General features: G+C 64.0%; 21 protein-coding genes. 11 read left to right on the top strand and 10 right to left on the bottom strand.

The window, feature by feature from the left end; genetic code table 11:
• Window positions 1–404: 404 nt before the first annotated feature.
• The 8 genes from AC3FOF_RS26830 (at window position 405) to AC3FOF_RS26795 (ending at window position 12249) form a co-directional block, all read left to right on the top strand.
• A complete protein-coding gene (locus AC3FOF_RS26830) occupies window positions 405–2327 on the top strand; it encodes a type IV pili methyl-accepting chemotaxis transducer N-terminal domain-containing protein (protein ID WP_488728352.1) in 1923 nt (640 codons plus the stop codon).
• A 12-nt stretch (window positions 2328–2339) separates the two neighbouring features.
• A complete protein-coding gene (locus AC3FOF_RS26825) occupies window positions 2340–3017 on the top strand; it encodes a response regulator (protein ID WP_488728336.1) in 678 nt (225 codons plus the stop codon).
• 164 nt (window positions 3018–3181) lie between these two features.
• A complete protein-coding gene (locus AC3FOF_RS26820) occupies window positions 3182–4633 on the top strand; it encodes a NarK family nitrate/nitrite MFS transporter (RefSeq protein WP_488728335.1) in 1452 nt (483 codons plus the stop codon).
• A gap of 40 nt (window positions 4634–4673) precedes the next feature.
• Window positions 4674–8477, top strand: coding sequence for a nitrate reductase subunit alpha (locus tag AC3FOF_RS26815; protein ID WP_488728334.1), 3804 nt, complete (start codon window positions 4674–4676; stop codon window positions 8475–8477).
• A gap of 17 nt (window positions 8478–8494) precedes the next feature.
• Complete coding sequence (gene narH / locus AC3FOF_RS26810) at window positions 8495–10018, top strand: nitrate reductase subunit beta (protein WP_488728333.1); 1524 nt, start codon at window positions 8495–8497, stop codon at window positions 10016–10018.
• A gap of 11 nt (window positions 10019–10029) precedes the next feature.
• Window positions 10030–10704, top strand: coding sequence for a nitrate reductase molybdenum cofactor assembly chaperone (gene narJ / locus AC3FOF_RS26805; protein ID WP_488728332.1), 675 nt, complete (start codon window positions 10030–10032; stop codon window positions 10702–10704).
• A 2-nt stretch (window positions 10705–10706) separates the two neighbouring features.
• Window positions 10707–11450: a respiratory nitrate reductase subunit gamma gene (gene narI / locus AC3FOF_RS26800; RefSeq protein ID WP_017226783.1), complete on the top strand. Its 744-nt coding sequence runs from the start codon at window positions 10707–10709 to the stop codon at window positions 11448–11450.
• A 10-nt stretch (window positions 11451–11460) separates the two neighbouring features.
• Entirely contained in the window at window positions 11461–12249 is a 789-nt protein-coding gene (locus AC3FOF_RS26795) for a peptidylprolyl isomerase (RefSeq protein WP_488728331.1), read from the top strand.
• Between the two features lie 71 nt (window positions 12250–12320).
• Here the strand turns inward: AC3FOF_RS26795 and AC3FOF_RS26790 are convergent, their stop codons facing one another.
• From AC3FOF_RS26790 to nosZ, 7 genes are read right to left on the bottom strand one after another with little or no spacing between them, the layout of a single operon-like run.
• Window positions 12321–12902, bottom strand: coding sequence for a nitrous oxide reductase accessory protein NosL (locus tag AC3FOF_RS26790; protein WP_488728330.1), 582 nt, complete (start codon window positions 12900–12902; stop codon window positions 12321–12323).
• Between the two features lie 2 nt (window positions 12903–12904).
• A complete protein-coding gene (locus AC3FOF_RS26785) occupies window positions 12905–13426 on the bottom strand; it encodes a nitrous oxide reductase accessory protein NosL (protein ID WP_017226786.1) in 522 nt (173 codons plus the stop codon).
• Window positions 13423–14247 (bottom strand): ABC transporter permease, encoded by an 825-nt coding sequence (locus AC3FOF_RS26780; protein ID WP_017226787.1) that lies wholly within the window; start codon window positions 14245–14247, stop codon window positions 13423–13425. The genes AC3FOF_RS26785 and AC3FOF_RS26780 overlap by 4 nt, the downstream gene beginning before the upstream one ends.
• Before the next feature lie 2 nt (window positions 14248–14249).
• Window positions 14250–15191 carry an ABC transporter ATP-binding protein gene (locus tag AC3FOF_RS26775; protein ID WP_488728329.1) on the bottom strand — a complete coding sequence of 314 codons (942 nt, stop codon included), beginning with the start codon at window positions 15189–15191 and terminating at the stop codon, window positions 14250–14252.
• On the bottom strand, window positions 15166–16446 hold the full coding sequence (locus tag AC3FOF_RS26770) for a nitrous oxide reductase family maturation protein NosD (protein WP_276263565.1): 1281 nt from the start codon (window positions 16444–16446) through the stop codon (window positions 15166–15168). The genes AC3FOF_RS26775 and AC3FOF_RS26770 overlap by 26 nt, the downstream gene beginning before the upstream one ends.
• On the bottom strand, window positions 16443–19061 hold the full coding sequence (locus AC3FOF_RS26765) for a 4Fe-4S binding protein (RefSeq protein ID WP_017226791.1): 2619 nt from the start codon (window positions 19059–19061) through the stop codon (window positions 16443–16445). Before AC3FOF_RS26765 ends, AC3FOF_RS26770 begins: the two co-directional genes overlap by 4 nt.
• A gap of 59 nt (window positions 19062–19120) precedes the next feature.
• Complete coding sequence (nosZ, locus tag AC3FOF_RS26760) at window positions 19121–21049, bottom strand: TAT-dependent nitrous-oxide reductase (protein WP_035811537.1); 1929 nt, start codon at window positions 21047–21049, stop codon at window positions 19121–19123.
• Between the two features lie 229 nt (window positions 21050–21278).
• Here nosZ and AC3FOF_RS26755 point away from each other — a divergent pair, with 229 nt between their 5' ends.
• The 3 genes from AC3FOF_RS26755 to yihG all read left to right on the top strand — a co-directional run bounded on the left by AC3FOF_RS26755 (window position 21279) and on the right by yihG (window position 23823).
• On the top strand, window positions 21279–21692 hold the full coding sequence (locus AC3FOF_RS26755; protein ID WP_017226793.1) for a c-type cytochrome: 414 nt from the start codon (window positions 21279–21281) through the stop codon (window positions 21690–21692).
• A gap of 10 nt (window positions 21693–21702) precedes the next feature.
• Window positions 21703–22725, top strand: coding sequence for an FAD:protein FMN transferase (locus tag AC3FOF_RS26750; protein WP_488728328.1), 1023 nt, complete (start codon window positions 21703–21705; stop codon window positions 22723–22725).
• Between the two features lie 198 nt (window positions 22726–22923).
• Window positions 22924–23823: a 1-acylglycerol-3-phosphate O-acyltransferase, YihG family gene (gene yihG, locus AC3FOF_RS26745; protein ID WP_488728327.1), complete on the top strand. Its 900-nt coding sequence runs from the start codon at window positions 22924–22926 to the stop codon at window positions 23821–23823.
• Between the two features lie 363 nt (window positions 23824–24186).
• On the opposite strand, the gene AC3FOF_RS26740 is transcribed toward yihG, so the two are convergent.
• Genes AC3FOF_RS26740 through bufB form a run of 3 tightly spaced genes read right to left on the bottom strand, consistent with a single transcriptional unit; the run spans window position 24187 to window position 26325 of the window.
• Window positions 24187–24651 carry a DoxX family protein gene (locus tag AC3FOF_RS26740; protein WP_488728326.1) on the bottom strand — a complete coding sequence of 155 codons (465 nt, stop codon included), beginning with the start codon at window positions 24649–24651 and terminating at the stop codon, window positions 24187–24189.
• On the bottom strand, window positions 24648–25463 hold the full coding sequence (locus tag AC3FOF_RS26735) for an HvfC/BufC family peptide modification chaperone (protein ID WP_488728325.1): 816 nt from the start codon (window positions 25461–25463) through the stop codon (window positions 24648–24650). Before AC3FOF_RS26735 ends, AC3FOF_RS26740 begins: the two co-directional genes overlap by 4 nt.
• On the bottom strand, window positions 25435–26325 hold the full coding sequence (bufB, locus tag AC3FOF_RS26730) for an MNIO family bufferin maturase (protein WP_488728324.1): 891 nt from the start codon (window positions 26323–26325) through the stop codon (window positions 25435–25437). The genes AC3FOF_RS26735 and bufB overlap by 29 nt, the downstream gene beginning before the upstream one ends.
• Between the last annotated feature and the right edge of the window lie 5 nt (window positions 26326–26330).

Genomic DNA, 26330 nt, shown 5'->3' with positions numbered 1-26330 from the left:
CCTGCGTCCTGCTGTGTGGTGTCGAACAGGCGAAACGGGCTGCTGGCGGAAAGATGTTCGGCATACGCCGTTGAAGTCGTATCCGTGGATCCTAGACCGGATCGATAGCATCGGGAGAGATGCGGCGCATTGTCCATATTGAAAGTCCGCATGCCATTCAGCTTGCGATACATCAAACTATCTCGCGTGGCTTTGAATATATTTCTTTCAGTCGGGGCTATTTTTTGCGGGCCCTTGCGCGAAGCCAAATGAGACGGCTTGCAGGAGAAGATGACATCTCCGCACTTGGTCGCTACTTTGCTGGCGACGTAGCGTCGGCGGAGACGGGCGGTGCCAGCGGCTGCGATTTTTTGTCAGGCAGCAACGGTTCTGCGGTAGCAGAACGTTCAATCCGGAGTTCCTCAATGCGCCAGCCGTGCCGGAGCCTGCTGACCAAGCTGATGATGATCGGTGCTGGCGTGCTGGGCCTTGCCCTGACGTCGATCGGCTTCACGCTTTGGGTCACCTGGCAGATCGAGGGGGGCGCCGCGGCCGTCAACGAAGCGGGTCGGATGCGCATGCAGGGCTATCGGATCGAGTTGGCCATGGAGCAGGGCGATTCGATGGAATCGGCGACGCCCCGGCTGCGGCAGTTCGAGCAGAGCCTGGCGCGGCTGGCGGATGGCGACCCCGCACGTCCTCTTTTCGTCCCGTGGAATGCCGAGACGCTGGCGCAGTTCGCCAGGGTGCGCAAGGACTGGGCCCCATTGCACGCGCGCTGGCTGTCTGGCAAGCCTGCCCCGATGCGTGATGTCGACCGCCTCGCAGCCGCGGTCGACGCGTTGGTGTCCGGCATCGAGTCGCAGCTTTCCCTGTGGACCTCACGCCTGCACATGATCCAGCTTGCGATGGTGGCCCTGGCCATTGGCAGCGCGGTGACACTGCTCTATGCGGGTTACCTGATCATTGTGGAGCCGCTGACGCGCTTGCGGCGCGGTCTGCAGCGTGTCGAAGCCGCGGATTTCAGCGCGCGCGTGGAAGTGACCTCCAGGGACGAGTTTGGCGAACTGGCCGATGGCTTCAATCATATGGCCGCAAACCTGGAGGCGATGTATGGCGACCTCGAGCAACGCGTCAACGAAAAGACCGCGCGGCTGGAGCGCGATCGCATGCGCCTCGCTGCCTTGTATGAGATGAGCGGCCAGATGGCGCAGGCGACCACGCTCGACGAGCTGGCAAAGGGATTTGCGCGCAAGCTTCGCGCTGTTGCCCATGCCGACGCGGTAGCAATCCGCTGGTCCGATGCAGCCAATCAGCGCTATCACTTGCTGGCGGGCGACTGCCTGCCCCAGGTGATGATCGAGCAGGAGCGCTGTCTGCACCCGGGCGCTTGCTATTGCGGCCAGGCTGCGGGCACCGCGCAGTTGCGGGTCATACCTATCCGGGGGATGCCCACTGATCCGTCGATCCGGTGTGCGCAAGCTGGATACCGGACACTTGTTTCCGTGCCGGTGAAACTGCAGCAGCGTGTACTTGGCGAGATCGATCTGTTTTTCCTGGAAGAGACCGTGCTGGCGGAGGAGGATCGCTCCCTGCTTGAAGGCCTTGCGGCCCACCTTGCGAGTGCGATAGAGGGGCTACGCGCAGGCGCACTCGAGAAAGAAGCCACCGTGGCCCAGGAGCGGGGCCTGCTGGCCCAGGAACTCCACGATTCGATCGCCCAGTCGCTGGCTTTTCTGCGGATCCAGGTGGAGCTGATGAGGAGCGCGCTCGGCCGCAGTGACGCGCCCGCGGTCGAGCGGGTGCTCGCAGAGATCGAGACCGGCGTGCATGAAACCTATAGCGACGTGCGCGAACTACTGGTGCATTTCCGCACGCGTACCAACCATGAAGACATCGAGCCCGCGTTGCGCACCACGTTGCAGAAGTTCGAGCACCAGACAGGCTTGCGCACGCATCTGCGCATCGAAGGACATGATGTGCCCTTGATGCCCGACGTGCAGGTCCAGGTATTGCATGTCATACAGGAGGCGCTCTCCAATATACGCAAGCATGCGCAGGCAAAACAGGTCTGGGTCTACGTGCGCCAGGCTGCGGCGTGGCGCTTCGAGGTGCGCGACGACGGCCTTGGCTTCGACGTCGCGCAACAGCCGCCATCTGCTCAGTTGCACGTAGGCTTGCGCATCATGCACGAGCGCGCGCAGCGCATCGGCGCCACCGTAGCACTGAGCTCAACCAGCGGTGTGGGCACGCAGGTCATCCTGACGCTGCCACCGCACCAGCCACCACCGCAGCGCGAAGCGTTGTCCCGGCCAGCGCAATTGGCCGATACCGTGCAGTGTCATTGATGGGGGAAACCGATGCCTGCCACTGATCCCGTCCGCCTCCTGGTCGTGGATGACCATACCCTGTTCCGCCGCGGTCTGATCGCCTTGCTGGCGCAGGAACCGGCGCTGCGGGTTGTCGGCGAGGCCGCAGACGCCGGCGAGGCCCAGCGTCGCGCCCAGGCCCTGCAGCCGGACGTCATATTGCTCGATAACCATCTCCCCGGAGTGACGGGGATCGATGCGCTGCCCGGGCTCAGGGAGGCCGCGCCGCACGCACGCGTGCTGATGCTGACGGTCAGCGAGGACGAGCGCGACCTGGGCGCGGCACTCAAGGCGGGGGCGGACGGCTATGTGCTCAAGAACATCGAAGGCGCCGCCCTGGTGGCGGCCATCCACCAGACCCTGCAGGGGCAGTCGGCCATCAGCCCCGAGATGACGCTCAAGCTGGCCGCCGCATTCCAGGCCGTGCATGCTGGTCCGGAATGCGCCGCAGCGCTTCCCGTACCTGCCGATCCGCTTGCCGTGCTCTCGCCGCGGGAGCTGGAGATCCTGCATCGTATCGCCAGCGGAGCGAGCAACAAGGCCATCGCGCGCCAGCTGGACATCGCCGAGACGACGGTGAAGATCCATGTCCAGCACATCCTGCGCAAGCTCAACCTTGGTTCGCGGGTGCAGGCGGCCGTCTTCCTGGCCGCGCGCAGCGGCGCCTGAGCGCGGCCCGCCATAGTTCTTTCGAACTATGGCCGGAGCGCTTTTCCTTCTGTAGCCATCCTCCTTCCGGACATGCCGGCCTACCTGGTCGAGGGATTTCGCACTTTGCGACTGGCACCTAGATTGGAGTTGGGTGAGCGTCCTGATTGCGCCTGGAGACTGAGATGAGCCGAACCGTCGCAGACACACCGAAGCAGTCCGGCGGCGGCCGGGTGCTGACCATCTGGACCCCCGAAGACCGGGCATTCTGGGAGCGCGAGGGTGAGGCGATCGCCAAGCTGAACCTGTGGATATCCGTACCCGCGCTGTTCCTGGCGTTTGGGATCTGGCAATTGTGGAGCGTGGTGGCGGTCAACCTGCCGCAACTTGGCTTCAAGTACTCGACCAACCAGCTCTTCTGGCTGGCGGCTGCGCCGGCGCTATCGGGCGCGACGCTGCGCATCTTCTACTCCTTCATGGTGCCGCTGTTCGGCGGGCGCCGCTGGACCGCGATTTCCACCGCGTCCTTGCTGATTCCCGCCATCGGGATCGGCATAGCGGTGCAGGACCCGACCACCAGCTATCCCACCATGCTGTTGCTGGCGTTGCTGTGCGGCCTCGGGGGCGGCAACTTCAGTTCCAGCATGGCCAATATCAGCTTCTTCTTTCCCAAGGAGCACAAGGGCTCCGCGCTGGGCGTGAATGCGGGGCTGGGCAATCTTGGCGTCTCGGTGGTGCAGTTCCTGAGCCCGCTGGTCGTTTCAGTGGGCATCCTCGGCATCTTTGGCGGCGATCCGCAGACCATTGTCGGCAAGACCGGCCAGATGAGCCAGGTATGGGCGCAAAACGCTGCCTATATATGGATCCCCTGGATCGCGCTGGCGTCGCTGGCGGCCTGGTTCTTCATGAACGACATTGCCGACGCCCGGGCTTCATTCGCTGCGCAGGCGGCCATCTTCAAACGCAAGCACAACTGGCTGATGTGCGTGCTCTACCTTGGCACCTTTGGCTCGTTCATCGGCTTTGCCGCGGGTTTCCCGCTGCTGATCAAGAGCCAGTTTCCCGATGTCAACCCGCTGGCGTATGCCTGGCTGGGGCCGCTGCTCGGCGCGCTGATCCGGCCGGTCGGGGGCTGGCTGGCCGACCGGCTGGGCGGCGCGTCCGTCACGCTCTGGAATTTCATGGTGATGGCGCTGGCGGTGGTCGGCGTGCTGTATTTCCTGCCAAAGGGCGCGGGCGCCTATGCCCTGCAGGCTGGTCCTGCGCAGGGCAGCTTCACCGGCTTTTTCCTGATGTTCCTGGTGCTGTTCCTGACCACCGGTATCGGCAATGGCTCGACCTTCCGCATGATCCCGGTGATCTTCCTCAACCAGAAGCTGCGCGAGGTGGACGGTGCCGGCGAGGAGGCGCAGGCCCGGACCACCAAGGAAGGCAATACCGAGGGGGCGGCCGCGCTGGGCTTTGCCGGAGCACTGGGCGCCTACGGCGGCTTCTTCATTCCCAAGAGCTATGGCACAGCCATCGCCGCGACGGGCGGCCCCGAGGCCGCGCTGTGGATATTCATCGTCTTCTACCTCCTTTGCGTGGGGATTACCTGGTGGTACTACGCGCGCCGCGGCGCCGAGATGCCGTGCTGAGCACGATCGCAATCTGCACAACAGATACCGGAGCCCCCCAATGAGCCATTTTCTCGATCGCCTTACCTATTTCAGCCAGCCGCGCGAGCGTTTTTCCGGCGGCCACGGCCAGACCACAGGCGAGGACCGCACCTGGGAAGACGCCTACCGCAATCGCTGGCAGCACGACAAGATCGTGCGCTCCACCCATGGCACCAACTGCACCGGCTCGTGCTCGTGGAAGATCTACGTGAAGGGCGGCATCGTGACCTGGGAAACCCAGCAGACCGATTACCCCCGCACGCGCGCGGACCTGCCGAACCACGAGCCGCGCGGCTGCGCGCGCGGCGCGAGCTATTCCTGGTATCTCTACAGCGCCAACCGGGTCAAGTACCCGATGGTGCGGGGCCGGTTGCTCAAACACTGGCGGGCGGCGCGGGCGGTGGCCAAGAGTGCCGTGGACGCCTGGGCGGCGGTGGTCGAAGACGACGCGGCACGCCGCGAGTATCAGCAGCAGCGCGGCCTGGGCGGGTTCGTGCGCAGCAGCTGGGATGAGGTGAATGAACTCATCGCGGCAGCCAACGTGTACACCATCAAGAAGCACGGCCCCGACCGGGTGATCGGTTTCTCGCCGATCCCGGCGATGAGCATGGTGAGCTACGCGGCCGGCAGCCGCTACCTCAGCCTGATCGGCGGGGTCTGCATGAGCTTCTACGACTGGTACTGCGACCTGCCGCCCGCCAGCCCGCAGACCTGGGGCGAACAGACCGATGTGCCGGAAAGCGCCGACTGGTACAACTCCACCTTCCTGATCGCCTGGGGCTCCAACGTGCCGCAGACGCGCACGCCGGATGCCCACTTCTTTACCGAGGTGCGCTACAAGGGCGCCAAGGTGGTGGCGGTGACCCCGGACTATGCGGAGGTCTCCAAGCTGGCCGACCTGTGGCTGCACCCGAAGCAGGGCACCGACGCCGCGCTGGCGATGGCGATGGGCCACGTCATCCTCAAGGAGTTCTACTTCGACCGGCGCAGCGCCTATTTTGACGACTATGCACGCCGGTATACGGACCTGCCTTTACTGGTCGCGCTCAAGGAACACGCGCTGCCCGACGGCAGCAAGACCCTGGTGCCCGATCGCTATGTGCGCGCCAGCGATTTCGCCGATGCACTGGGGCAGGCGAACCATCCCGAATGGAAGACGGTCGGCTTCGACGAGCAGGGTAAGGTAGCCTTGCCGCACGGCTCGATCGGCTTCCGCTGGGGCCCGGACGGCCGGCCCGACGCCGGAAAATGGAACCTGGAGAGCAAGGAGGCAAGGCAGGGCGAAGCCGTGAAGCTCAAGCTGTCGGTGGTGGAGGATGGCGCCCAGCCCCATGAAATCGTCGACGTCGGCTTCCCATACTTCGGCGGCATCGACACGCCGCATTTCACGGCGAGCAAGACCGCCGGCGACGTGATCGTGCGGCGCGTGCCGGCGGCGCGCCTGGCATTGCAGGAAGAGGGCGGGCAGCGCGAAACGCTGGTGGCCACGGTATTCGACCTGCTGGCGGCCAACTACGGCGTGGCGCGCGGGCTGCCGGGGGAACAGCAGGGCGGTGCCGCCACGGCGGGCTACGACGACGAGGTCCCTTTTACGCCCGCCTGGCAGGAACGCATTACCGGCGTGCCGCGCCAGCAGGTCGTCGCGGTGGCGCGGCAATTCGCCGACAACGCCGACAAGACCCGGGGCAAGTCCATGGTGATCATCGGCGCGGGGATGAATCACTGGTACCACTGCGACATGAACTATCGCGGCATCATCAATATGCTGATGCTGTGCGGCTGCGTTGGGCAGAGCGGCGGTGGCTGGGCGCACTATGTGGGCCAGGAAAAGCTGCGGCCGCAGACCGGATGGACCGCGCTGGCCTTCGCGCTGGACTGGATCCGTCCGCCGCGCCAGATGAACTCGACCAGCTTCTTCTATGCCCACACGGACCAGTGGCGCTACGAGAAGCTGGGCGTGGACGAGATCCTGTCGCCGCTGGCCGATCCGGCGCGCTACAGCGGTTCGATGATCGACTACAACGTGCGCGCGGAGCACATGGGCTGGCTGCCATCGGCGCCGCAACTGCAGACCAATCCGCTGCAGGTGCAGCGCGACGCGCAGCAGCGCGGGCTGGACACGCGGGATTACGTGGTCCAGTCCCTCAAGGACGGCTCGCTGAAAATGAGCTGCGAGGATCCCGATCACCCGGCCAACTGGCCGCGCAATATGTTCGTGTGGCGCTCCAACCTGCTCGGCTCCTCGGGCAAGGGGCACGAGTATTTCCTCAAGCACCTGCTGGGCACCAGCCACGGCGTGCAGGGCAAGGACCTGGGTCCCGACGATGCCAAGCCCGAGGAAGTGCGCTGGCACGAACAGGCGCCCGAGGGCAAGCTGGACCTGCTGGTCACGCTCGATTTCCGCATGAGCACCACCTGCATGTATTCCGACATCGTGCTGCCGACGGCGACCTGGTACGAGAAGAACGATCTCAACACCAGTGATATGCATCCCTTTATCCATCCGCTTTCCACTGCCGTCGATCCGGCCTGGCAGGCACGCAACGACTGGGAGATCTACAAGGGGTTCGCAAAGACGTTCAGCGAGGTCTGTGTGGGCCACCTTGGCGTGGAAAAGGAAGTGGTGCTCACCCCGCTCATGCATGACACGCCGGCCGAACTGGCCCAGCCTTTCGGCGTGCGGGACTGGAAGAAGGGCGAATGCGATCTGCTTCCCGGCCAGACCGCGCCGCAGATCAACGTGGTGGAGCGCGATTATCCCAATACCTATCAACGCTTTACTGCGCTCGGGCCGCTGATGACGCGCATCGGCAATGGGGGGAAAGGGATCAGCTGGAACACGGAAAGTGAGGTGCAGGCGCTGGGCGAACTCAACGGCACGGTACAGGAGGCGGGCGTCACCCAGGGCTTGCCGCGCATCGACACGGATATCGACGCAGCGGAAGTCGTGATGATGCTGGCGCCCGAAACCAACGGCCACGTGGCGGTCAAGGCATGGCAGGCGCTCGGCCGCATTACCGGGCGCGAGCACGCCCACCTGGCGCTGTATCGCGAGGATGAGAAAATCCGCTTCCGCGATATCCAGGCGCAGCCGCGCAAGATCATCTCCTCGCCGACCTGGAGCGGGCTGGAGAGCGAGAAGGTGAGCTACAACGCGGGTTACACCAACGTGCACGAACTGATCCCCTGGCGCACCCTGAGCGGGCGGCAGCAGTTCTACCAGGACCATCCGTGGATGCGCGATTTCGGCGAAGGCTTCGTGAGCTATCGGCCGCCGGTCAACCTGAAGAACGTCGATGCAATGCTCGGCAAGAAGCCCAACGGCCACCCGGAAATCGCGCTGAATTTCATCACGCCGCACCAGAAGTGGGGCATCCATTCGACCTACACCGACAACCTGATCATGCTCACGCTCAATCGCGGCGGGCCGGTGGTCTGGCTGTCGGAAGACGATGCGGGGCGGGCCGGCATCGTCGACAACGACTGGGTCGAGCTCTTCAACGCCAACGGCGCCCTTGCCGCGCGTGCCGTGGTGAGCCAGCGCATCAAGCCAGGCATGGTGATGATGTACCACGCGCAGGAGAAGATCATCAACACCCCCGGCTCGGAAATCACCGGCCTGCGCGGCGGTATCCACAACTCGGTCACGCGCGTGGTGCTCAAGCCCACCCACATGATCGGCGGCTATGCGCAGTACAGCTACGGCTTCAACTACTACGGGACCATCGGCACCAATCGCGACGAATTCGTGGTAGTGCGCAAGATGGACCGGGTCGACTGGCTGGACGAACCCGCCAGCGCCGACGCCCCCGGCGCCGTCTGAGAAGAAGGAGATCGACGATGAAAGTCCGCGCACAGATCGGCATGGTTCTCAACCTGGACAAGTGCATTGGCTGCCATACCTGCTCGGTGACCTGCAAGAACGTCTGGACCAACCGTCCCGGCATGGAGTACGCCTGGTTCAACAATGTGGAGACCAAGCCCGGCATCGGCTACCCCAAGGAATGGGAAGACCAGGCGCGCTGGAACGGCGGCTGGGTGCGCAAGGCCGATGGCGGCATCGAGCCGCGCCAGGGCGGCAAATGGAAGCTGCTGATGCGCATCTTCTCCAATCCCAACTTGCCGCAGATCGACGACTACTACGAGCCGTTCACCTTCGACTACGACCACCTGCAGTCGGCGCCGGAGTCCCGCACCGCTCCGACCGCGCGCCCGCGCAGCCTGATCACCGGCAAGCGCATGGAGAAGATCGAATGGGGGCCGAACTGGGAGGAAATCCTGGGCGGCGAGTTTGCCAAACGCTCCAAGGACCGCAACTTCGACGACATCCAGAAGGAGATCTACGGGCAGTTCGAGAACACCTTCATGATGTATCTGCCACGCCTGTGCGAGCACTGCCTGAACCCAACCTGCGTGGCGTCCTGCCCGTCCGGCTCGATCTACAAACGGGAAGAGGACGGCATCGTGCTGATCGACCAGGACAAGTGCCGCGGCTGGCGCATGTGCGTGTCCGGCTGTCCCTACAAGAAGATCTACTATAACTGGCAGAGCGGCAAGGCGGAGAAGTGCATCTTCTGCTATCCGCGCATCGAAGCCGGCCAGCCCACCGTGTGCTCGGAAACCTGCGTCGGCCGCATCCGCTACCTCGGCGTACTGCTCTACGATGCGGACCGCATCGAAGCGGCGGCCAGCGTGGAGCATGACCGTGATCTCTACCAGGCGCAGCTCGACATCTTCCTCGATCCAAACGATCCCAAGGTCATCGAGCAGGCCCGCGCGGACGGCGTGCCCGAGTCATGGCTGGAGGGTGCGCGCCGCAGCCCGGTCTACCAGATGGCAGTGGACTGGAAGGTGGCGCTGCCCTTGCATCCGGAGTACCGCACCCTGCCAATGGTCTGGTACGTGCCGCCGCTCTCGCCAATCACGGCTGCGGCCAACGCGGGCGAGGTCGGCATCAACGGCGAGATTCCCGACGTGAAGCAGTTACGCATCCCGGTCAAGTACCTGGCCAACCTGCTCACCGCCGGCGACACCACACCGGTGGTGCGCGCGCTGGAGCGGCTGCTGGCCATGCGCGCGTACCAGCGCGACAAGCACGTGGAAGGACGCCAGAACCTGGCGGCGCTGCAGCAGGCCGGGCTGAGCGTGGCGCAGGTCGAGCAGATGTACCAGGTGATGGCGATCGCCAACTACGAGGATCGCTTCGTCATTCCCACGGCGCACCGGGAGTACGCGGAGAACGCCTTCGACCTGCGCGGCGGCTGCGGCTTCTCGTTCGGCAACGGTTGCTCCGACGGCACTAGCGAGACAAGCCTGTTCGGCGGCAAGAAGAGGCGGACCATTCCGATCAAGGCAACCCTGTAGAGGATGCTGCCATGAAACCATTCGATGCGCGAATTTGCCTGGTGCTGGCCCGGTTGCTGGCCTATCCGGGGGAGGAACTGCGTGCTTCCCTGGTGCCGATGCGGGATCTGGTGGCGGCGAGCCGCTCGCTCAGCGATGCCGGGCGGGACAGCCTGCTGGCGCTGGTCGACGGCATGCGGCGTCGTGACCCCTATGAACTCGAGGCACGCTACGTCGACACCTTCGACCGTGGCCGCGCCACCGCGCTGCACCTGTTCGAGCATGTGCATGGCGACTCGCGCGAGCGCGGCCAGGCGCTGGTTGATCTGCTGCAGACCTATGAGGCCGCCGGCCTGTTCCTGGGGCCGGGCGAGCTGCCCGACTATCTGCCTGTAGTGCTGGAGTTCGCCGCCACCCAGCCCGCACCGACCGCGCGCGAGTTCCTGGCCGAGATGGCGCACATCCTCAATGCCGTGCATAGCGCGCTGGCCGAGCGTCACAGCCCGTATCATGCCGCCATCGCGGCCGTGCTGGAACTGGCTGGGGAGCGCGTCGAGCCGGTACGGCTGCCGCCTGAAGAATCGCTCGACGAGGCCTGGGCGGAGCCGCCGGCCTTCGACGGCTGCGCCACGCGCGGCCAGAGCAAGCCCGGCGAGCCCCAGCCCATCCATTTCGTCCGCCGCGCCGGACCTGTCACCGGAGCGTGATCATGACTGCCGCCCTCGATACCTTCTTCTTCGGTCTGTATCCGTATATCTGCCTGGTGGTATTCCTGGTCGGCAGCCTGATCCGCTTCGACCGGGATCAGTACACCTGGAAGAGCGACTCCTCGCAAATGCTGCGCGCCGGGCAGTTGCGCTGGGCCAGCAACCTGTTCCATGCCGGGGTGCTGTTCCTGTTCTTCGGGCACCTGTTCGGCATGCTCACGCCCCATGCGGTCTACGGGCATTTCATCAGTGCCGGTGCCAAGCAGGTTCTGGCGATGGTCTCGGGCGGCGTGGCCGGCGTGCTCGGCTTCATCGGGGTGAGCCTGCTGCTGCATCGCCGCCTGGGCGACCCGCGTATCCGCGCCACCTCGCGGCCCGGGGATATTGCGATCCTCTGGCTGCTGTGGGTGCAGCTGGCATTGGGGCTGGGCACCATACCGCTGTCCGGCCAACACCTGGACGGCAGCATGATGCTGGTGCTGGCCGAATGGGCGCAGCGCATCATGACGCTGCGCGGCGGCGCGGCAGATCTGATGCAAGGGGTGGGGTGGGTGTTCAAGCTCCACATGGTGCTGGGCATGACCGTGTTCCTGGTCTTCCCCTTCACCCGCCTGGTCCATGTCTGGAGCGGTTTCGCCGCAGTGGCCTACGTGTTCCGTCCTTACCAGGTGGTGCGCAGCCGCCGCCTGAACCTGCCGGCGGGGCATGAACGCGAGAAGCGGCCACTGTCCGGACCATCCCGTTGAGGAGCACGCCATGAGCCATCCTGTCTTTACCCGTGCCGCGTCTGTCAACGGCCAGGCGCTGCACTCAGACGATGAGACGCTTGCGCCGGAGGCACTGCGCCAGCGCGCTTGCACCGAACTGCTGCGCCAGGCGGCCCAGCGCGCCGGGCTGCTCGATCGCACCGACGCCGGGGCAGCCGACGGCGTGATCAGCGAAGCCGCAAGCACCGCCATCGAAGCCCTGCTGGAGACCGAACTGCACGTACCCGAGCCAGGCGAGGAGGCTTGCCGGCGCCATCACGCGGCCCATATTGCGCAGTACAGCCGCGGCGAGCGTGTGCTGGCCCGCCACATCCTGTTCGCGGTGACGCCCGGCCTGGATGTCAATGCACTGCGCCTGCGCGCCGAGCGCATGCTGGTGGAAGTGCGCTGCCATGAAGACCCGGCGTCCGCCGGCGAACACTTTGCGCGGGCAGCGGGCGAGTTCTCGAATTGCCCCAGCGGTGCCCGGGGGGGAGACCTGGGCTGGCTGGAGGCGGGCGATTGCGCGCCGGAATTCGCTCGCGAACTCTTTGGCCATCAGGAGGTGGGAGTCCTGCCACGGCTGGTGCATAGCCGCTTTGGCCTGCACGTGGTCGAAGTGTGCGCGCGCGAAGGCGGCGAGGTGCAACCGTTCGAGGCGGTAAGCGCAGCAGTGGCGCAGCGATTGCGCCAGCAAGCCTACGTCACGGCGCTACGCCAGTACCTGCGGCTGCTGGCTGGCCAGGCCGTCATCGAGGGGGTGGATCTCGAAGGGGCCGACACACCCTTGGTGCAATAGAGCGACAAGGGATAACAGCAGTCGGTCGGGCACGGCTTACGATGTCATCCGTTCCGGCGGCTGAGACGGTTTCAGTGCGCGTGCCTGGCGTTCAGACTTTGCAGCAGCGCCGCCGTGATGTTGGCGGGGTGCACGATCTCGCCTCCATGGTTCGACATGAAGCGCTGCGCATCGGACACATCAAGGAAAGCGGGCAAGTTTCCCCCGCGCATGGGGCCGGGCAGCGATGAACCGGTAACGTAAACCGCCTCTTGCGAAGGCGTCCAGCGGCCGTCTCCCATCGCACGGACATAGCTTGCCGCAACGTCCGACGTACGCCGCCCCGGTGTGTAGCGGTTCACGTTCCGCAAATAGATGAACAAGCTCAATGGCGAGTCGAAGAACTGGGTGTCACCGTTCCTGAAGATCAACTGCGCCGCCCAGTCAGGCGCGCGCGAAACAAAGCCGCCGCAGACGGGGCAACGCGCATTGAGCGGAATCGCGCGTGGCGCGAGCAAAGCCACACCGGAGCGGGGGTCATACGGTGTTGGCGGTGCCACGAAGCAGATGTCGGAAGGCACTTCCGGCTCGACCTGGCGAACGGTATGTCCGCTGGACAGTAGCAGGGCGGTCGACGCAACGAGGAGCACCGGGGCAAGGCGACGTAGCAACATCGCTACATCCGGCCGTCATGCAGTACGCCTCCGCTCAGGTCGACCATTTCGGGCTTGACCTCGGCGTAGCGCAGCAGTCTCCCGCCATGCTCGACGATGAAGGTGCGCGCGTCAGCTTCTTGTCGGAAGCTGGCGACGGTCGGCCCCATCGAGCCATGGCGCTTGCTGCCCAGCACGTAGAAGCCGGTCTTGGCGTCGAACCAATGCCCGCGCGGCTGTTCCCAGTCGGCCCGCCCCATGTCTTGCACGAACACCGCTTGAATGGCTTTGACCTGCTCGGGCTTGAGCAGGGTACTGAACATCTCGACTGTATCGCAGCACCAATGCGGCTTGGGATCGCCGGCGTAGTAGATCTGGGCCTTCGGCCCGGGGTAGTCGCCCAGCAACATGCCATCCAGGTCGCAGGTGCTGGCGGCGTCGATCTCGGCGGGGGTGATGGATGCGCTGGTTTGCCGGCCGCAGGCGGCCAGGCCCGACGCGCCAGCCAGCATGAACAGCAGCAGTCGGCGACGATTGAGTTTCATGTGCGGAACCTCCAGGTGGCCAGCGCCAGCGGCGCGACGATCCAGGCCAGCATCGCCCCACCCATCAGCCAGAGATTGGCCAGTGCGGGCGGCATGATGCTGGCGAGGCCGGGAAGGCCGCGCAGCTGATCCAGCGAAAAGACGTTAAGGATACGGAACACATCGGTCGGGTTGAGCAGCAGCAGATAGCCCAGCACGTCGCCGCCGAACTCGCCCCCGCCGGCAACCAGCAGGCCCAGCAGCAGCAGATCGAACACCAGCACGAAGCCGAACCACAGCGCAATGGACAAGCCCGAGGCGCGCGTGCGTTCCCGGCTCACCACCGAAACCAGCATGGCGAGACTCAGGAACGCCAGACCCAGCAAGGTCGAGCTGAGCATGAATCCCAGATACTGGTAGAGCCCGGGCCAGCCGAATTGCCGGTAAAGCAGCACGGCCATCAGCGCAAAGCCGGCCAGCGTAGAGAGCGTGAGCGCTGCCGCCAGGCCCAGATATTTGCCCAGCAACAGTTCCAGCCGGGTCAGCGGCAGGGCCAGCAGCAGCTCGAGCGAGCCGCGCTCGCGCTCGCCGACGATCGCATCGAAACCCAGCAGCAAAGCGATCAACGGAATCAGGTAGATCACCAGGCTGACCAGGCTGGTGATCACGAACTCGATGGAGCGCGGCCCCAGCGTGCCCTGCTCGGCACCGCCAAAGTAGCTGATCACCAGCGAGAACACGGTGAACACCAGGGCCACCGCCAGCACCCAGCGGTTGCGCATGCGGTCGCGGAACTCCTTGGCCGCAAGCGTGGCGATCTGCCGCCATTCGATAGGCATCATGCTCAGCTCCCCAGCCCGAAGAAGACGTCTTCCAGGGAGGGCTCGTGGATCTGCAGATCCAGCAGGCGGCCCCCCAATGGCTGCAGCGCGGCCAAAGCAGCCATCTTCAGCGGGCGTGGGCAACGCAGGGTCAGCGTTTGCGCCTGCATCCCGTCTTCGACCTGCGCACCCAGGGTTCGCAGGGACGCAAGCCGCTGCCGGAGTTCGGCCCGCGCGCCGGGCTCGACGCGTAGCGCCAGGGTCAAGGGCAGGTCTACTTGCTCGCGCAGCGCCGCTACACTGCCGATCGCCTGGATACGCCCGCCGGCCATGATGGCGAGGCGGTCGATGCGCTGCTGCAGCTCGGCCAGGATGTGGGACGTGATCAGAATCGTGACGCCTTGCCCGCGCAATTCCTCCAGGATGGCGTAGAACGTGCGGATGGCCGCCGGATCCAGGCCATTGCTGGGTTCGTCCAGGAAGAGCACGCGCGGTGCACCTAGCAGCGACTGGGCAAAGCCGAGGCGCTGGCGCATGCCCTTTGAATACTCGCGCACCGGCTTGGCCGCCGCATCCGCGAGGCCCACCCGCGCCAGCAGCGACCCACAGCTCGCCGGCTCTGCGCCCTTGAGCCTGGCGAAGAAACGCAGCGTCTCCAGTCCGTTGAGGTTGTCGTACAGCACCAGGTTCTCAGGCAGGTAGCCAACCATGCGGCGCGCGGCGCGGAAAGCGCGCCCGCGCACCGAAGCGCCCGCCACGCGAATCTCGCCGGCGCTGGCCGGAATCAGTCCAAGCATCATCTTGAACAAGGTGCTCTTGCCCGCGCCGTTGTGGCCGATCAGGCCAAACAGCTCGCCGGCACCCACATGCAGGTCCACGCCGTCGACGGCATGGACAGCGCCATAGTGCTTGCTGACACCGCGCAGTTCGATGGCGGCGTCAATGGCCGGGATGTTGCTTGTCACGCCAATTACTCCAGTTCTTGTTGGCCGGCCGCATGCGCGGATAGGCATCGACAATGCTGGGCACGCGCAGCACCGGGAATTGCCGGCTCACGAAGCGCAGCGCCTGTATTGCCGGGCTGGCCAGCAGCAGCTGCAGGCTCGGGTGGCGCCAGCTCAGCCGGTCCACCATGTCGTTTGCTTCATAGGGCAGGTCGCCGATGCCGTCGCCGTCGCGGTCCCAGCCGAGATAGTTGCTCCAGTAGTTTCCCGAGGCGCGCTCGGCGGCGTTGCGGCCGCCCCAGGCCTCGTCACGCGCGCCGACGTAGCGCACCTGCTCGCGGTTAGCGATGAAATCGTTGCCCTGTACGACGTTGCGGGTGGAGCCGGCCGAGAGATGCACGCCGACGCGGTTGTCGATGACCAGGTTGCCGCGCAGCGTCGTGTATTCGACGTCATAGATGAAGAATCCGCGGTTGTTGCCCGCAACAATATTGTTCTCCACGCGCGAGTCCTGCAGCGTGCGGAGCATGATGCCGTGGTCGGAATTGCCCCAGGTGCGGTTATTGCGTACGATCTGGTCGCGCACCTCCATCAGCGCCAGGCCACCGCGGTTGTCATGGCTGTCGTTGTCCTCCCATAGGTTGTAGTAGGAGTTCATGTAGTGCGTACCATAGCGGCTGTGGTGCAGGCGGTTGCTCCTGAAGACCGCGTGGTGCGAGACATCGACGTAGAGCGCATCGCGCACGAAGCTGATGTTGTTGCCGATGATGCGGGCCCCCTGGGTGTTGTAGAGCTCCACGCCGTTGCCGCGCTGCGCGGAGTTGTAGTCGCGCTTGCCGGTGATGGTGTTGTCTTCGATGCGAACGTTGTCAGCCTTCTCGATCCACAAGCCAAACAGGTTGTATGTGAGGTCGCAATGCCGCACCACGGCGCGGTGCGCGCCGGGCCAGATATAGATGCCGGCGTTCTGATCCTTCAAGCTGTCGCCGGAGTCGCGCACGATCAGATTCTCGATGACAACATCGGGGGCAGTCACACGCACGGTATCGCCATGCTGGCCGCCGCTGAGCGTGGGCCGGTCGAGCCCGCGCAAGGTCAGCGCCTTGCCGACGGTGAAATTTCCGACATAGATGCCGCGTTCGATTTCCAGTACATCGCCAGCGCGAGCGGCATCGATCGCCGCCTGAAGTGACTGACCGGGCCTGACAGGCAATGTAGCTGCCTGGGCAGAGGCCAGTGCACCAGCCAGCAGGAGCGGTATCAGAACACACTTCATGCGATCAATAGGCCCATGGCCTTCAACGTCAGGAACAGCGCCGCGCCGATCAGCAGATTCTTGAAACCCACATAGCTGAGCATGTCCATCAGGCTTGCGTGACGGTAGCGATCCTGCCACCAGGGACCGTCCTTGACATAGCGGCGTCCCGACAGCCGGATCAGCACCTCATAGACGCTCCACCCGAACCACCAGCCGATGATGGCCCCCGACGACAGCCGGCCCATGGCGGCCAGTACCCAGGCCAGGCTTACCGCAAGCGCCAGCGAAATGCCGGCCACCTGCAATGCGCGTGCCGAGGTCCAGCCCTCGCGGCTCCAGGGCCAGAAGTGGTCGAGCAACCCAGGCACCAGCCGGCGCCAGCCACGCACGCCAGCCTTGTGCGGAGACGATACCGGATCGGTCGGCATGCGCGGGTCAGGGCCCTGCGCGACGCGCGAGTTCATGGGCACAGGCTGGATCGGGATGAAATAGCCGTCGCGGCCGATGGGCGTGATCTCCAGGCCGGCACGCTCACGGCGCTTGCGCTCCTTCGCCAGCGGCGGGCAGCCCTTCACGTCGGTATAGAGCACCATGCAATCCAGGCAGTGCAGGCATTCACGATGGTCGATGCGGCCGTTGGCATCGATCGCCAGCGAACCGCAGCCCACCGCGCACGCCTTGCAAGTGTTGCAATCCTGCTTGCGGCGCAGGCCAAACCAGCGGAACGTGCTGGGCATGGCGAGCGCCGCGCCAAGCGGACAGATGTATTTGCAATAGGGGCGTTCGACAAATAGCGACAGGCCCAGCAAGGTGCAGACGAACAAGCCATAGGGCCAGGCGCGGTGTCCGATGCCGACCAGGAAGGTGGTCTTGAACGGCTCGACTTCGGCCAGCTTCTCTGCCAGGCCCATCGAGAATACGGAGACCGCCAGCAGACCGAAGAAGATGGCGTACTTGAGCCACTTCAGCCGATCATGCCATGCGCGCGGCAGGTGGCGTTGCCAGCGCCTGAAGCCAATCCACCCGCCAACCTTGTAGATCGCCTCCGAAAGCGAGCCGAACGGACAGAGCCAGCCGCAGAACAGGCCACGTCCGAACAGGAACACAGTGAGGATGATGAAGATCCAGAAGCAGAAGATGAAAGGGTCGGTGAGGAACAGGGACCAGGTCCACTGGAACAGCAACGAGTGGAACCACGTCAGCACCTGGGTGATCGACGGCTGGGCCATCGCGCCAAAACCGACGAAACCGATGCTCAGGCCCCACGCGCTGTACTTGAATACGTTGACCGGCCATTTGTTCTTGTGCGTGGCGCGGCGGGTCAGACGCTCGCGCAGCGCATAGGCCACAGTCACCGCAAGCAACAGCGCAACAAACAGTGCAATCTGCGGCGCGCGCGTGCGCCATACCCGCTGCCATGGTGCGACGGCTTCCTCGACCTGCGGACGGCCGCCTTGCAACAGGGCATCGGGCAGCCAGTATGGCGCATCGAAGCTGACAAAGCTGCGCGTACCGGTGGCGCGGTCGACTCGATTGCCAAGCAAAGACAGCTTCCACGGATACGCCGCCGAAAATGCCGGTGAGCGGATCACGAAGATGGCCGACTCGGTGTAAGCCGGCGCGCCGGCGGCGGTCAAGCCGTAGAGGTTCAGGTAGTCAAGGTCACGGAAAGTGAAGGAGTCGGAGCCCTGCTTGATCTGCACCCGGTCATAGATACCGCCGCGCACGAAACCCGAGCCCTTGAATGATTCCGTTCCAGCCGTGCGGACCACGAAGATTGCGTGCTCGCCCTCCTTTAGCTGGGCGCGCAGGTTTTGCCACCCCAGTTCGCCAAGCAGGTTTGTAGCCAGGTCGGGGTGATTGAGGTCGCCGAACCAGAGCTCGATGAAGGGTTCGGCGGCGCGCTCCAGCCCCAGCTGTTCAGGCCGCACCAACAGATGCTGGATACTGCCTTGCCTGACCAATTCAGCCCAGCTCAAGCGCTGCCCCTTCACGGCAAATCGCGCAGGATCACGCCGCGTCGGCGCCAGGATGCCGACCTGACGCGCCACTGCGGCCGTGGCAGCCGTCAATACCTGGTTCTGCGCGATCACGGTCACGGTGGCACCCGAGATCGCGTCCACGCCCAGCACACCTTCGTCCGGACGCGACTGGCCGACTTCGATCTTGTCCGCCACCGATTTGCCAAGATACTGCTTGTTGAAATTCAATAGCGCGGATTCAGGAATCCCCAACAACAGAATCGGCTCGGAATGCTTGAGCACTTTGATGCCGGTAAAGCGGCCCTGCCTGTCCATGCCGATCAAGGTGACAACCGGCTTGCCCGAGTAGCCCGGCGTATCGGTGATGTCGGTGGACAGCATCACGTAGCCAAGCAGCGTCTTCTTGCCGTCCTCGGACGCTCCGTAGGCTTCGACATAGGGCGGCTGCCCCATGCGCTCAGAGAAACGCTTGGCACCGGGAAACACATCCGCGCAAGGCACGAGCGCGCACAGCGCCTTGGCGTCGGCGAGATCGGCCGGCAGCGCGGCTTCATAGGCGCCGGTACTCGACATTGCCGGGTGCATGCCCAACGCCAGGAATAAAAGGAACGCAGCCACCCAGACCGCGAACCGTTGGCTTCCGAATTGCATCTTCCCATCCATAAGAGCGCGCGTGCGCGATCGGCGCACGCGTGCGATCAAGCTAGGGCTCAGGCCTCGACAATCATGCGGCTACGCATTTCCAGGTGCAGTGCATGGCAGAAGTGCGTGCAGTAGCACCAGAACACGCCAGGCTTGTCAGCCACGAAGGTCACGGATGCTGTTTCCTGCGGGTTCACGATGAAGTTGACGTTGTACTTGGGGATGGCGAAACCATGCGTCAGATCTTCGATCTTGTCCAAGTTGGTCAGGATCAGCGTAACCTCGTCGCCTTTCTTCAGCTTGAACTCGCGCAGGCTGTAAGCGGGGGCTTGCGAAGTGAGCTTGACCGTTACCTTCTTGCCGTTACGGAACACGCCGGACTGCTTGGCGTCCTTGATGGCCAAGGGGAAGTCGTCCAGAGAGTAGACCTGCTTCGGACGTAGTAAATCGCGCTTGAAGATGATGAAGTCGTGCGGCTCGCTGCGAATCGGGTGGTCTTCCACCAACATCATCTTGTCGCCGGAGATATCGATGAACTGCTCGTTCTCCGGGTGCAGCGGACCCACCGGCAGAAAGCGGTCCTTCGAGAACTTGCAACCAACGCCCAGGAACTTGCCATCGGCCGCCACGGTTTCGGACTGCGAGGCACTCAAGTGGCCCGGCTGGTAGTGCACGTCCAGCCGGTCCAGTACGTACTTGGCGTTCTTGTCTCCCTTGTGGAACTGGATCGCCTTGTCGATGTTCCATTTCACGATCTGGCTATCCAGGAACAAGGTGGTGTAGGCGTTGCCGCGGCCGTCGAAGGCGGTATGCAGCGGCCCCAGACCCACCTCGACTTCCGCCACGATCGCGTCATCCAGCGCCGCGAGCTTGCCGTCGAACCAGTCGAGGATCCTGGACAGCTCGATCACCGTGACGGTGGGCGACAGCTTGCCCGCGCAGATGAAGTACTTCTGGTCAGGACTGGCGTTGACGCCATGCGGGTTCTTCGGCACCGATACATAGGCAGTCAGTGCCGTCTTCGGGTCCTGGTTGGCAGCGTGCGTGCCGTCCACGACCGGGACCTTGGAGTCGCCGATGGTCTTGAACCTGCCGGCCTTGATCGCGGCTTCAATCCGCGCCACGTTGAAGAACAGGCAGGCGTCGCGCTCGGCGGACATCATGTCCTCGTAGTGAACACCCATTTCCGTGTTGTACTGGTTGGTCGCCGCAAGCTTGCCGTCGTAGGACGTCGCCACCAGGTCGCAATTGCCGTCGATCAGCACCTGCCATCGCACGTCCATGCTTTCGGCATCCACGCAAGTGAACAGGGAACGGTACTTGCTGTGATCTTCGGTGCCGACGTTGTTCGGCAGCGGAATGCCAAACTCGCCGCCGCAGAACACGCGGCTGGTGTAGTTGATCTTCTCGTCCACCGGATCCCGCTTGTCAGGGAAGATGCCGTGGAAGCCCTGCACGTTAGGCAAATCGGTGATCTTGTCACAGACAAAATAGTCGAGCCGGATACGGGCAAGACGTGCATTGATCTTGTCGTTGACCCACGCATAGCGGCCGTCATAGTTGCCGTCCTTGTAAGAAGCGTGGACGTGGTGCGTATCGCCAACCGTGTATTTCAAGCTGCCGTCGGGCTTGGTGCCCATCACCTTCTTCGACTCATTGGTGATGCCCCAGCCGACCAGCGCATCCGGCACGAAGCACGGGACACGATGAATTTCACGCCCCGAAGGCATGCCCAGTATGCGCACGTCACCGGCATGTCCACCGCTCCAGATACCGTAGTAGGTATCGAGCTCGCCCGGTTTCGGATGCAGGCCGGCAATAACGTGCTCGCCAGCAGGCGCCGCACCGGCGGCTGCGGCGGCGGGCACGGACGAAGCGCTCTTGTCCGTACAGGCCACCACGGATGCCAGCCCGGCCAGCGCTGTTGTGTTAATGAAGCGCCGCCGCCCGGGCGCGCTGGGAACGTCATTCCGCTGTGTCTTATCCTTGGTCATCATCAGTCCTTAAACCAACTTTAATAGAGGCCGGGCAACGGTGCCGATTCACATGTCGCGCATCGCTCCCGTTGGCAGGTAGCATCTTCGGAGCAGTAGCCGGGAAGGCACTTGATCTGGGTCAGGCATTCTTAAAATGAGTATTTTTAATACTTCTTTTTAGAAACCAAGAAGACAGAATGCATGGCATGCTCGTTTCCAGAGCGCTTTCAACTCATTCAAGGAGATCGCCATGCTCAAGAAAAATCTATGCCTGATGCTGGCCTGTGCTGCTGTCCTGCTTGCTTGCGGGAAGAAGAATGACGCCGCCTCGGCACAAGCCGAGGCCGCCGCACCCACACCCGCGCAGAGCGTTGGGCTGACCGCCGCGTCTCCGGCGGCCACCCCAGAGAACACACTTGGCAAGAGCACCTTCGGCAAGGTCTGCTCAATGTGCCATGTCCCCGGCGTGGCTGGTGCGCCCAAGGTGGGGGACAAGGCTGACTGGGGGCCACGTATGGCCCAGGGCAATGAAACGCTCTACAAGCACGCACTGGAAGGATTCAGTGGCAACACAGGCATGATGCCGGCACGCGGCGGCAGCACCTCCCTGGCCGATGACGCGGTCAAGGCGGCAGTGGACTACATGACAGCACAGGCACGCTGAGGTCTTTGCCATGCGAACCGAACATCCTCGCAATCCTGGCCGTCGCCGCTACCTGGCAGGCATACCTTTGCTGGTTACCGGGATGTTCCTGCGGCCGGCGCTGGCTGACCCGCGCGTGCAACGCGTTTCGCGCACGCTGCTGGGCACTCGAGTCGATATCGTGGTCCAGGGCCACGGATCCAGGGCAACCGAGCCCACCATCGCTGCGGCCTTTGCCGAGATGGCCCGGCTCGAACAACTCATGAGCCGCTACCGGGCTGACAGCCAGGTCAGCGCATTGCAGCGGGCTGCCGGACGCAATCCGGTGCGGGTCGCACCTGAATTGCTGGCAGTGCTGAAGCTGGCGGCCCAGGTATCCGCGCGCAGCCAAGGGGCCTTTGACATTACGGTCGGGGCATTCTCCGGCTGGAATTTCGATCAAACGCAGGCAGTGATCCCCAGCCGTGACGAACTGGCCGGCGAACGCCATCTGGTGAACTACCGCGACGTCGTGATCAATGAAGCGGATAGCACTGCCTATCTACGCCGGCCCGGCATGAAACTGGACTTGGGCGGGATCGCCAAGCTGCCGATATTGCAAGCCGGCCTGCAGGTGCTGCATCGCCAGGGCCTGCACGACGCGATGATCAATGGCGGAGGTGACGTGCTTGTCACCGGTCAATTGCAGGGCCGCGACTGGCGAGTCGGCCTGCGCGATCCGCGCGCACCGGAGCGGCTAGTCGGTGTGGTCGCGCTAAGCAACGGCGTCGTGGCATCGTCGGGTGACTATGAGCGTTGCTTTATCCGCGAGGGCCGGCGCTATCACCACATCCTTGACCCGAAGACCGGACTGCCAAGCCATGGCCCGCACGGCGTCACCCTGGTGGCCGGCAGCGCCGAACGCGTCAGCGGACTAGGCGCGGCCATCATGGTGTCCGGCGCGGGGGCAGGGCGTCGGCTGCTCGCAACGATGACGGATGTTGATGCGGCAATCGTGGACTCTCATCGGCCCCCTTGGCTATCGGCCGGCATGGCCGACCGCCTGCGCGCCTGACATGCCGGCAAGCAGGCACACGCATCGAGCAACGGCCTGGCTCCATGACGCCATGCACTGCGCTCTCCATGGATTTCGGCGGTACTCGCAATCCATGGCCGACCTGACGCCTTTCCGGTCGTGGCAGTCCACTGTTTCCGCCCCGCCCAAACCAGGGCGGCCATCCTTCCATCCCACACTGATCGAGGAGCACGACTGATGCGTGCGTTGCCTGCTTTTGCACTCGGCCTGCTCAGTTTTTCGTTGCTGGCGCTGAACACAATGTTCTGGTGCGCACCGCTCTTCGTTCTCGCGGTGTTGAAGTTACTATTGCCGTTTCCCGCGGTGCGGCGACGCATTGACCCGGTTCTCAACGGCCTCGCCACTGCCTGGATCACTTGCAACGATGCCTGGATCGGCCTGCTGCTACACGGACCCTGGGATGTGGAAGGTGTGGACGAACTGCGCTATGCCGGCTGGTATCTGGTGAATTGCAACCATCGCTCCTGGGTCGATATCTTTGTGCTCCAGCGCGTCTTGAACCGACGCATCCCGCTGTTGAAATTCTTCCTGAAACAGCAGTTGATCTATGTGCCGGTGATCGGCCTGGCATGGTGGGCGCTGGATTTTCCGTTCATGCGCAGGCATTCCAAGGCGGCGCTGCGCAAGCGTCCGGCATTGCGCGCGCAAGACCGCGAGACCACGCGGCGTGCCTGCGCCAAGTTCGCCCTGGTGCCGACCAGCGTAATGAACTTCGCCGAGGGCACGCGCTTTACCCTGGCCAAGCACCGGACCCAGTCTTCGCCCTACCGGCACCTGCTCAAGCCGAAGGCCGGCGTACTGGCGCTGGCGCTCAACACGATGGGCCCGCGGTTCAGTGCGCTGCTGGACGTCAGCATCGTCTATCCCGACGGCACCCCAAGTTTCTGGCAACTGGCCTGTGGCCGATCCGGGCGCGTCATCGTGCGTACTCGCGAACTGCCGATCCCGTCCAATCTCTGTAGAGGTGACTACGACGGAGATGCCGCGTTCCGCGCCGAGTTTCATCGCTGGCTCACCCAACTGTGGGAAGAAAAGGATCGGCAAATCGAAACAATACTGGCCCAAGCCGGACGCTAACGCAGCGGCGAAGAGTGTGGCCATGTCCCGGTCAGTGCGGGGACGATCCGGCGCCAAGAAATCAGGGACCCGGAAAGCCAGAACGGATAGCCTGCGCCTGCGGCAGGTTGGGGGAGGGGGCACGTCGCTTTGGATGATGCCGCGCTTGAGTCCAAGGGCTTGCCATCCCCGTTTCCGCTTGTCGCCGATGTCCGGCAAGGACATCACGTGTCAAGGCCACGCAGGCCGCGACCGGCGCCGTTACGGCGCGGCAAGACACGCGTGAACGGACACCGTTCTCAGCCGCTCCGGACAGAGCCAGAGGGATGCGATTCGCGCGCGGGCTTTGTCTGCCTCGTTCAGGCTGCGAGCATAGTTGTCAGGCTAGCGGCCGAAGCGCGTCCACAACCACCGGTCCACGGACCAGTCGCCCGCGCCTCGGCTCAGCAGTACCAGTAGCATCGCCGCCCACTGAATGTGCGTGGGCCAGGCCTGTGGATAGACAAACACCTCGATGACCGCCGTCATGCCGAGCAACACCAGCGCTACGGGCCGTGCGGCCAACCCGAGAACAAGCAGCACGGGCGTCGTCAACTCAATTGACACCGCCAGATAAGCGGCCAGTTCGGGCGGCAACAGAGGTACCCGGTACTCCTCCCTGAACAGATCGAGGGCGGTATCCCAGTTAGCCAGCTTGCTCATCGCCGAGCTCCAAAAGACTGTGGCCACCGCGAGTCGCAGCGGGATCGCAAGGACTGAGTACGGAATACGCTCAAGGCACGCGACCGCGTGCAGCGCGCGCTGGACCGCGGTCGTGCGGGTGCGAGCGGACGGTGCTGGATTTGTCATGACGAAACGTCCGGGATGCATTGATCGAAGGTCTGGGCAGCGATGCTGAAGCGCGTGAAGCATCCGCCGGCCAGAAGCGTGGCGAGCAAACTGTGTATCTCTGCCGGCGTTGTCTCGTCGAGGCAAGCATGGAGCGGCCGCCCCGCGAAAAGAGATGCCGCGATGCGCCATTGGCAGTCGTGGAGCCGGTCGATAGCGATGCCGGACTCCGTATGGCGGATAAGCAAGCAGACCGGATCGCCGGCAATGTCGATTGCCTCTAGAGCGTCATCGTCGTGGGCCAGCACCGCGCACCAGATAGCGTCCACCGGGTACTCGGATCGCATCAGTTGTGCCGCGGGATGCCTCTCGAAACACGTGCGCCCCATCTCGGCGTCCGTGAGGCACGCGAGTTGCGCCAATGCAAGGGGTGTGGCCTCAGGGGCATGCTGCACGGTGTTAATGGTCCATTCGAGCCGGGCAGTGTCCGGCAGATAGGAAAGTGTCGCGGCTTGCGGCAGTTGCTCCAGGAAGTCCGGGAATGTCGAGCCGTACTCGTCCAGCCACGCGCTCTGCGGTGGAGAAGCTTCCAGGAAGAGCCTGGCGGCTCCCTCGAAGAATTCCTCGCCGACGAGCGCCTGGACAGCCGGGTAGGAGAGGCGCAGTGCCGTGGATAGCACGCTGATGGCGGTGTTACGGTAGATGTTCAGCCGCGCTTGCGGTGCCAGGCCACCCGCGACTACGTAGGCCGTCACGCCATTACCGGCGCCGCGCAGCAGGCTCTGGCCGAATGCGCGCTGGAGCTCAAGCAGAGTAGGGGCGGTCTGCGTCATGGCGTTGGTGCTCCAGATCTGTTTCGGCAATAGCAGCCTCACTCATCAGGACTTCGAGCGTCGGCACATTGATGTCCCATTCGATCAGCGTGGGAATCGGTCCGAACCGCTTGAGGGCTGCGCGATAGAGCTTCCAGACTTCCGGTGCAACACGCGAGCCATGGTCGTCGATGAGGATCGTTGGTCCCTGCTCGATTTGCCTGACGCTGTGACCGGCAAGATGGATCTCGCCGACCACCTCCGGCGGCAGTGCTGCAATGTAAGCTGAGGCATCCCAGCCATGATTGCTTGCACTGACATAGACGTTATTGACGTCGCACAGAATGCCGCAGCCAGTGCGACGCGCGACCGCGGAAAGAAACTCCCACTCCGGAATGGTGGAGTGACGAAAACGAAGGTAGGTCGAGGGATTCTCAACCAGGATGCGCCGCCTCAGGTGGGTCTGGACCTGATCGACGTGCCGGCATACGATGTCCAGCGCCTCTTCGGTCATGGGCAGGGGCAACAGGTCGCCAAGATACGTCCCGCCGGCGACGCTCCATGACAGGTGCTCCGACACCAGCCCGGGCTCGATCCGCTCGACGACCTTCCGTATTCGCGCAAGATGGGCCGGAACTAGCCCCTCGGCACTGCCCAGGGACAGGCCGACCCCATGCAGCGAAATGGGGTAGTCCCGGCGAATCGCGTCCAGGTAGCGCGCCGCCGTGCCTCCGCCCATGTAGTTCTCGCTATGTACTTCGAACCAGGCGACGCCAGGCCGTTCTCCGAGGACCTCTTGATGGTGCCGGAAGCGCAGTCCGACTCCCGCGCTGGCCGGAATCAGACCGAATGCGCCTTGCTTTGCCGCAATTGACGTACGCATCTGCA

The sequence above is a fragment of the Cupriavidus sp. 96C5-1 genome, assembly GCF_057798855.1.
The sequence above is the reverse complement of the archived record's forward strand: the minus strand, read 5'-3'. Positions and strand labels throughout refer to the sequence as shown.